The sequence below is a fragment of the Streptomyces sp. NPDC056503 genome (assembly GCF_042794995.1).
GTDB lineage: Bacteria > Actinomycetota > Actinomycetes > Streptomycetales > Streptomycetaceae > Streptomyces.
Map to the genome: position 1 here is coordinate 1 of NZ_JBHTST010000059.1, position 6,553 is coordinate 6,553.

Annotated in this window: 12 protein-coding genes; 2 read left to right on the top strand and 10 right to left on the bottom strand. The window is 68.7% G+C overall.

Annotated features, from left to right (window positions below; genetic code table 11):
• Positions 1 to 54 precede the first annotated feature (54 nt).
• The 8 genes from ACFQ8C_RS19150 to ACFQ8C_RS19185 all read right to left on the bottom strand — a co-directional run bounded on the left by ACFQ8C_RS19150 (position 55) and on the right by ACFQ8C_RS19185 (position 3,310).
• Positions 55 to 243, bottom strand: a complete 189-nt coding sequence (locus tag ACFQ8C_RS19150; protein ID WP_383458731.1) for a DUF6257 family protein — start codon at positions 241 to 243, stop codon at positions 55 to 57.
• A 21-nt stretch (positions 244 to 264) separates the two neighbouring features.
• The gene (locus ACFQ8C_RS19155) at positions 265 to 390 is read right to left on the bottom strand and encodes a hypothetical protein (protein ID WP_383458734.1); all 126 of its coding nucleotides are present in this window, start codon (positions 388 to 390) and stop codon (positions 265 to 267) included.
• 87 nt (positions 391 to 477) lie between these two features.
• Positions 478 to 861 (bottom strand): DUF6251 family protein, encoded by a 384-nt coding sequence (locus ACFQ8C_RS19160; protein WP_383458737.1) that lies wholly within the window; start codon positions 859 to 861, stop codon positions 478 to 480.
• Between the two features lie 49 nt (positions 862 to 910).
• Positions 911 to 1,096, bottom strand: coding sequence for a hypothetical protein (locus tag ACFQ8C_RS19165; RefSeq protein ID WP_383458740.1), 186 nt, complete (start codon positions 1,094 to 1,096; stop codon positions 911 to 913).
• Between the two features lie 72 nt (positions 1,097 to 1,168).
• Positions 1,169 to 1,561, bottom strand: coding sequence for a DUF3307 domain-containing protein (locus ACFQ8C_RS19170; protein ID WP_383458742.1), 393 nt, complete (start codon positions 1,559 to 1,561; stop codon positions 1,169 to 1,171).
• Positions 1,562 to 1,581: 20 nt separating this feature from the next.
• Complete coding sequence (locus tag ACFQ8C_RS19175) at positions 1,582 to 2,718, bottom strand: conjugal transfer protein (protein ID WP_383458745.1); 1,137 nt, start codon at positions 2,716 to 2,718, stop codon at positions 1,582 to 1,584.
• Positions 2,715 to 2,921 carry a DUF6303 family protein gene (locus ACFQ8C_RS19180; RefSeq protein ID WP_383458747.1) on the bottom strand — a complete coding sequence of 69 codons (207 nt, stop codon included), beginning with the start codon at positions 2,919 to 2,921 and terminating at the stop codon, positions 2,715 to 2,717. Before ACFQ8C_RS19180 ends, ACFQ8C_RS19175 begins: the two co-directional genes overlap by 4 nt.
• 122 nt (positions 2,922 to 3,043) lie before the next feature.
• On the bottom strand, positions 3,044 to 3,310 hold the full coding sequence (locus ACFQ8C_RS19185; RefSeq protein ID WP_383458749.1) for a DUF6284 family protein: 267 nt from the start codon (positions 3,308 to 3,310) through the stop codon (positions 3,044 to 3,046).
• Positions 3,311 to 4,036: 726 nt separating this feature from the next.
• Between ACFQ8C_RS19185 and ACFQ8C_RS19190 the strand changes: the two genes are divergently transcribed.
• Both ACFQ8C_RS19190 and ACFQ8C_RS19195 read left to right on the top strand, forming a co-directional pair.
• Complete coding sequence (locus ACFQ8C_RS19190; RefSeq protein WP_383458752.1) at positions 4,037 to 4,807, top strand: helix-turn-helix domain-containing protein; 771 nt, start codon at positions 4,037 to 4,039, stop codon at positions 4,805 to 4,807.
• Positions 4,804 to 5,277 carry an NUDIX hydrolase gene (locus ACFQ8C_RS19195; protein WP_383458754.1) on the top strand — a complete coding sequence of 158 codons (474 nt, stop codon included), beginning with the start codon at positions 4,804 to 4,806 and terminating at the stop codon, positions 5,275 to 5,277. Before ACFQ8C_RS19190 ends, ACFQ8C_RS19195 begins: the two co-directional genes overlap by 4 nt.
• Here the strand turns inward: ACFQ8C_RS19195 and ACFQ8C_RS19200 are convergent.
• Entirely contained in the window at positions 5,265 to 5,831 is a 567-nt protein-coding gene (locus ACFQ8C_RS19200; RefSeq protein ID WP_383458758.1) for an HD domain-containing protein, read from the bottom strand. The genes ACFQ8C_RS19195 and ACFQ8C_RS19200 overlap by 13 nt on opposite strands.
• 11 nt (positions 5,832 to 5,842) lie before the next feature.
• Positions 5,843 to 6,289 (bottom strand): GntR family transcriptional regulator, encoded by a 447-nt coding sequence (locus ACFQ8C_RS19205; protein WP_383458761.1) that lies wholly within the window; start codon positions 6,287 to 6,289, stop codon positions 5,843 to 5,845.
• Between the last annotated feature and the right edge of the window lie 264 nt (positions 6,290 to 6,553).

Here is a 6,553-nt window from a genome sequence, read left to right on the forward strand (position 1 = left end):
TCAACCGAGATCCTCTGCCGCACTGCCGCAACCCGCGACCAAAGCTGGGGACGTTCATCCGTACGCAACTGGGGAGAAAAGTCCGTACGCCGACACCTTCTTCTTCAGGTCTTCCTGGTAGACGTTCTCGCCGGCGATGCCGCGCTTGCACATGCGGGCGATCAGCCAGGCGAACTTCGCCTTCTCGCCGGGGGTGAGCGGCGGGTGATCAGGGTCGTAGTCGGTGTTCGGCTGGGCGCTCATGGGGTTCCTCCGGGTGGTGGGTTAGCGGCGGGCGTAGGGGTTGAGGGGCATCCCGCACCGGGGGTAGGGGCAGACGCGGGGGTTGGGCTTGGGCACGGAGCGCATGCACCGGGGGCAGTGGTTGAAGTCGAAGAAGCGGCGGGCCATGAACGGCTCCTCGATCGGGTGGGCACGGGACTGTCCCGGCTCCCCTTCCACCCCCGACCAGCGCGGTCGGGGGTGGGCGGGCAGCCGTCAGCGGCGACGCAGGGACTTGCGGGCCTTGCCGACGTTCTTCACGGCGTTCGCGCCGTCCTGGCCGCCGACCGACTTCACGACGGTGACAACGCCCCAGGCCATGACGGCCGCGAGGAACGCGAGCAGCGCCAGGTTCGCGGCAATCGCCGTGAGGGCGCCGACGAGGAGCGGGCCGAAGTAGACCCCGGCGGCGACCGTGCCGGCGCCAATGCCGGAGCCGAGCGCGATCCGCTGAACGGTCCGGTCGGGCGGGGCGTGGTGGATGTGCTGGATGACCTGCGGCACCGGGCCGGGCTGGACGGGGGCGGGGAGCTGGTCGGCGTAGGTGTAGGTGCCGTCCGGGAGGCGGACGACCGGGGCGGGCTCGGGAAGGTTCGACACGAGGTTCTCCCAGGTCAGGCGGGAAGTTCGAAGCAGGAAGGCGGGGTGGTTACTCGCTCTTGCGCTCGTCGCCGTGGACGTCGCCGTGGTGGGTTCCACCGCTGACGCCGAAGGTGCTGCCGGCGACGATCGAGCCGTTCACGGTGACCCCGGCGTCCTGAAGGGCCGTCGCGATCTCCTCGCCGGTGGCGGTGGAGGTGTCGATGGAGAAGCCAGCGAAGTTGAACGTCGCCATGGGGTGTCCTTCTGGTCTGTGGATGCGGGGCTGTCCCAGCTCCCCGGCAGGCCGGGTATGGACAGGCAGTCGTCAGACCGCGAGCGCGAGCGCGGCCAGGGCGAGGGCGAGGATGTGGGCGGTCTGGTCGACGTGCGCGGCGCCACCGTGCTCGGCCCAGGACGTCTGCCGCATGCGGGTCATCCACCAGCGCACAGGCCACCGGCGGTCGATGAACGCATGCGTGCCGCCGATCCACGCAAGGGCAGCGAATGCGGCTCCCGTGCTGATGGACAGGTCCAGCGCGACCATGCCGGTCAGCAGCGCGAAGGCGCAGGTGGCCACATGGGTGCCGGCGTGGTCGAGGTTCGCCCGCCACCCGACCACGCCCGGGTCGGCCTTGTGGGCGGCCTGGTGGTCGGTCTGGAACGGGTAGTCGGCCAGCAGGTGACCGAGGTAGAGCAGCACGAACACGGTCGCGAACACGGAAGTCTCCTCAGGGCCATTCACGCGGTCTCACCTCGTTCGGCGCGCAAGGTCTCGCGCAGCCAACGGCCCTTCTCCGGCGACGTGCGAACCGCCCGCCGGATCCGATCGGCCGTCAAGCTCTCCACCGGCCACGACTCCGTCAACTGCCGAGCCTCTGAGAGGAGTTCGTCCCGTGTGCGGCGCGGCACCGGCGCCTTGGCCGCGTCCGGGACACGGCGGGTGACCCGCTCGGACCGGGTCGACCGCTCGGCCGCGACCACCCGCATGGCCGCTCGACCGGTCGACTCGACCGAAGCGGGAGGGGTGGGCTCTTCCTCCTCGACCGGTGCCGGGGTGGTGGGGGCGGGTTCGAGAGCGGGAAGCGGCTGGTCAGAGGTAGACCGTTCCGTACCGGTCCATTCCGATTCCTCCGCATTCGCGGGGTGGATCGATCGGGTAGACCGGTCGATCTCCAGCTCCACCGTCAGCGGCGCCTCAGAGTCGACCGGTCCGGTGAGGACCGGGGCGACGATGGTCGCGCCGAACATGGCGGCGAGGGCGGCCTGTGCGCCGTCGGTGACCTTCTCGCGCTGGGCATCGACCAGTCGGGTACCCAGGACGACATCCCCGGCCCCGACCTTCTTGGCGAGCTTCCACGACTCCAGTTCCGCCTTCTTGCGGACCTTGGGGTCGGGGTGACGCTCGGACATGGCCCGCTGATAGGCCAGGGCCTGCACCAGGTTCGCGGCATGGGCCTCGGCCTCGGCGTCGCGGCCGTCGCGGTAGACCACGATCCGCCGGGCCAGGAACGCCGCCCCCTCCGCACTGGCGGTCATGCCCATGGGGGTGAGGGCGTAGATGACCATCTCACCGGGGGTCTTGGCGGCCGTGGCGGACATCGCGGCGGCGGCTGCGGGAAGAGCCCACAGCCCCGCCCGGATCACCCTCGGCGAGGACTGCCCCAGCAGCGTCAGCCCGAGCAGGACGATCGCGAGCACGGCGGTGGCGCCCTCGCCGGCCGCGACGGCGCCGACGGCGGTGCCGGAGCCGTAGGCGGCCTTGATGTTGGTGTAGGTGCCGAACCCGCCGGCGCCGCCCGTGGCCAGCATCGGCACGAACGCCGCCCCCAAAACGACCCTCTGGAGCGTGCCCAGCTCCCTGCCGGTGGCGGTCACCCCTCTACCTCCCGCCCGGCCAGAGGCTCGACCCGGGCACCGGCGATCAGTGCCACGCGCACCGGGTGCGGGTGGTACCCGGGACCGGTGTCCTCGATCCACACCCACTCGGTGCCCTCGGCCAGCGTGTAGCCGAGCAGGCCAAGGACGGCCTCCCGCTCGGCGACGGGCGGGACCTCCCGCGACGTCGGCCACGCATACACCGGCCACATGGCGACCGGCCCGGGCGTGGCCACGTACAGCTGCCAGCACGGCCCCTCAACACGCTCCGGATACGTCGTCCCGCAGCACCGCAACGACATCTGCACCCTCAACGTCGCCCCGCTCACGCGACACCGCCCGCCTGCGCCAGGCCGGCGCGGTTCGTCAGGGCGCAGCGCTCGTCCAGGACCCGGTTACGGGCCCGGCGGATCCGCCGCTCGTCCAGCACCGTGGCCGGACGGTCCAGCATCCAGATCTCCACGTCCAGCAGGTCGATCTCCGCCGCGATCAGCGGCATCTCCCGCTCGATCGCGTCCAGCTCGGTGTTCGACGGCTCGCCGTCGGACGGGGAGGCCGTAACAGCGGCCTGAAGTGCAGCGATGGACTTCATAGGGTGTGTTCCTCTCAGACAGGAACGGCCCGAACCGACCCCCCGGTGTTCCAGCACCGGGGGGTCTCGCCGTTAGAACCAGGAATCTCCGGCTCCCCTCAACCCCGCCCGTACGGCAGCCCCGCGAACGGGGGCCGGACGGGCGAGGGAGGCAACCGGCCGCAGCCGAGCGACTGCGGCAGTCAGATGACGCGGTGGGCGTGGCCACTCCGCCGGTCCAGCGGGAGGGGCGCCCAGGGTCTTAATCGCTTCACGCCGGCCTCCAAAGGGGCGGACATGGTGCGTGGCATAGGTGGCGATCTCTGCCCTTGTCTCACCGCACGTACGGATCACTTGTCCGCCCCACAAGGGCGGCCTGGGAGAAGGTGCTTGCTGCTCGCGCGGCAGGGCCTACGGCTTGTCGCAGATGCCTGCATCCACTGTTCAGTTCTCAACCGGGACAAACGCTTCCTTCGCTGCCGTTTCACGGGCCTCTCCGGGCGCTGGGCAGCACGGTTCACCGAGCCGAAGCCCGATAAGGTACATGTACTACCTGTTCCTCATCATGCGGAGAAGGAATCGCACCGTCAAGTCCCTTGGGTCTTTGGTGTCCGCGAGTCCGCCCCGCTCGATGCCTCCAGATTGGCTCGATCAGGGCAGACGTTGGACTCCGCGCATGTACGGCTCCAGGACGTCTTGGCTACGGTGAAGTCGTCCCAAGTCGTCCCACCCGGGGGAGCGCACGGCATGGCCAATGAACGCTTACGCGGCGCGATCATCGAGCGCGGCATGACCCTGGACGAGGTGGCCGAACGGCTTGGGGTGTCAGCCAAGACAGTGGAGCGTTGGATCAACGACCCCAAGCGCCAGCCGTACCGCCGCTTCAAGTACGCGACAGCATCACTCCTCCAGCGGGAGGTGTCCTACCTCTGGCCGGAGGAGCGGACGTCGGCCGAGGTCACGGAGGCGGGCAACGCCGAGCTGGTCCAGCTGTACCCGCACCGCTCCGTCGTGCCGAACCGGCTATGGCCCCAGCTCTACGCCGGCGCTCGGCGCCACTTCGACGTCCTGGTCTACTCGGGCTTCTGGCTCACCGAGGACGCCGCCTTCCACCAGGTGGTGAAGGAGAAGTCGGCCGACGGCCTCCCGATCAGGTTCATGCTCGGCGACCCCGACTCGGCCGCAGTCGCCGTACGAGGAGCCGACGAGGGGATCGGGGGCGCTATGGCCAGCAAGATTCGCAACGCCCTGGTCAACTACACACCGCTGTTCGGGCTCCCTGGAGTCGAGTTCCGGCTCCACTCAACCACGCTCTACAACTCCATCTACCGGTCCGATGACGCCATGCTCGCCAACGGGCACCTGTACGGCGTCGGCGCGTACATGGCGCCCGTGCTGCACCTTCAGCGCGTCCCCGGCGGCGAGCTGTTCGACGCCTACGCGGAGAGCGTGGAACGGGTCTGGGAGAGCGCCAGACCGATCGCCTCCCCGACGGACTTCGGAGGTCCAGACGCATGACCCGGATCGACTACTTCCGCGACCCGAAGGCCCCGAAAGCCAACTCGGTAGTCCCTTCGACGACTGTCGTCGTCCGCGACGACGAGGGGCGGCTCCTGCTCATCCACAAGACCGACAACGACTTGTGGGCACTGCCGGGTGGAGGCCACGACATCGGTGAGCGGATCGGAGATACCGCCGTCCGCGAGGTCGAGGAGGAGACCGGCATCGTGGTCGAGGTCGAGGGGGTTGTCGGGCTCTACACAGACCCCGAGCACGTCCTCGCGTACGACGACGGCGAGGTCCGCCAGCAGTTCTCCGTCTGCTTCCGAGCCAAGCCGATCGGCGGGACCCTCCGCACGAGCAGTGAATCGAAGGAGGTCCGCTGGGTAGACCCAGCGGACCTCGATGACCTCGACGTACACCCCTCCATGCTCCTCCGGATCCAACACGGCCTGGACGAGACGCGCAGGGAGCCCTACATCGGCTGAGCGCCGCCGGCCGCGGCCATCCGCTGCTCCACCCGCTCATTGGCCGCGTGGATTTCCGGCGCCGCCCGCTGGATGAACCGGCCCACGATGGTGTCCGGGCCGTATCGCTGCACGATCTCGTTTAGCCGTGCTGCCGGCGTCGTGTGCTCGCCGGTTGGTGTCGTCGTCATGTCGGACACGATGAGCGCGTCCACCAGTTCCGGCCGTTCCAGCGCGAACTCGGTCTCCAGCTCTTGTCGAAGCCCTCGCTCCTCTGCTTCCAGGAGTGCACAGGAGTGATGGGCAACGAGCCGTACAACTCGCTCGTTGGCGCCTTCCTGGTCCCGCAGGAACCGGGCCCCGTCAAGCGGGTGAAACCCGCTGGTGGCGAGCGAGGGGGAGTAGCCGATGTCATGCAGCACAGCCGCAGTCTCCAGCAGCTCTGCGTCCTCCCCAAGAATTGGGCTGAGTGACCGAGCCCGCTTGGCGACCCCCAGGGAGTGTGCCCAGCGACGCGGCAACGGCTCGGACAGCAGCGATTCGGAGAGCGAGTATGCCCACTCAGTAAGCCCCATGGGTGCTAAGGCTACGACTGGGGGGTGGAGGCCGGGAGGGCGCGTACGGTGCGTCCCTTGCCGTGGACGGTAGCGAGCAGGCCGTTGCCTTCCATCTGCGCGAGCACGCGGCGCACAGCAGTACGAGAGGCTTGGAAGCGCTCGCACAGCTTCGCTTCGGACGGATAGGTATCACCAACTGCGAGCGAATCTTCCACGATCACGCCGGCCATGCGCTCTGCCAATGAACGCCGATCGCCGCCTCGCGCTACCCGCCACCCGATCCCAGGAACGGACTCAAGGGTTCCCTCAGCTTCGAGGACTCTGAGAGCGCGGCGGATCGTGTTTCGCGACACGGCATGTGACTGCATGAGGGATGCCTCGGAGGGCAGCGCATCAGTAACCACGCCCTCCTTGACCTTCTGACGCACCACCTCGGCGATGACCAGATAGGTCCCACGCGGGCTGGCCTCAGACACGCTGACCTCCTCTTGATCTCTGTGTAGGGACTCCAGGGTCCCACGGAGGCGCCGCACCGAACCTTCACGTGCCCCTGTTGATCTGGCGTCACGCTCGTCCGCACGGGAAAGCTCATGCTGACTGGGCCACAGACCTGCGCAGGCATCCTGTCGTGCTGGATCGGCTCACTCTGACCGCTGCTGCTAGGCACGTGCGCAAGCGAGAACGGCAAGCGTGGCCCCCTGTCACAGCTGCTGGAAAGTGTGCTTCCCAATGCTGAATCG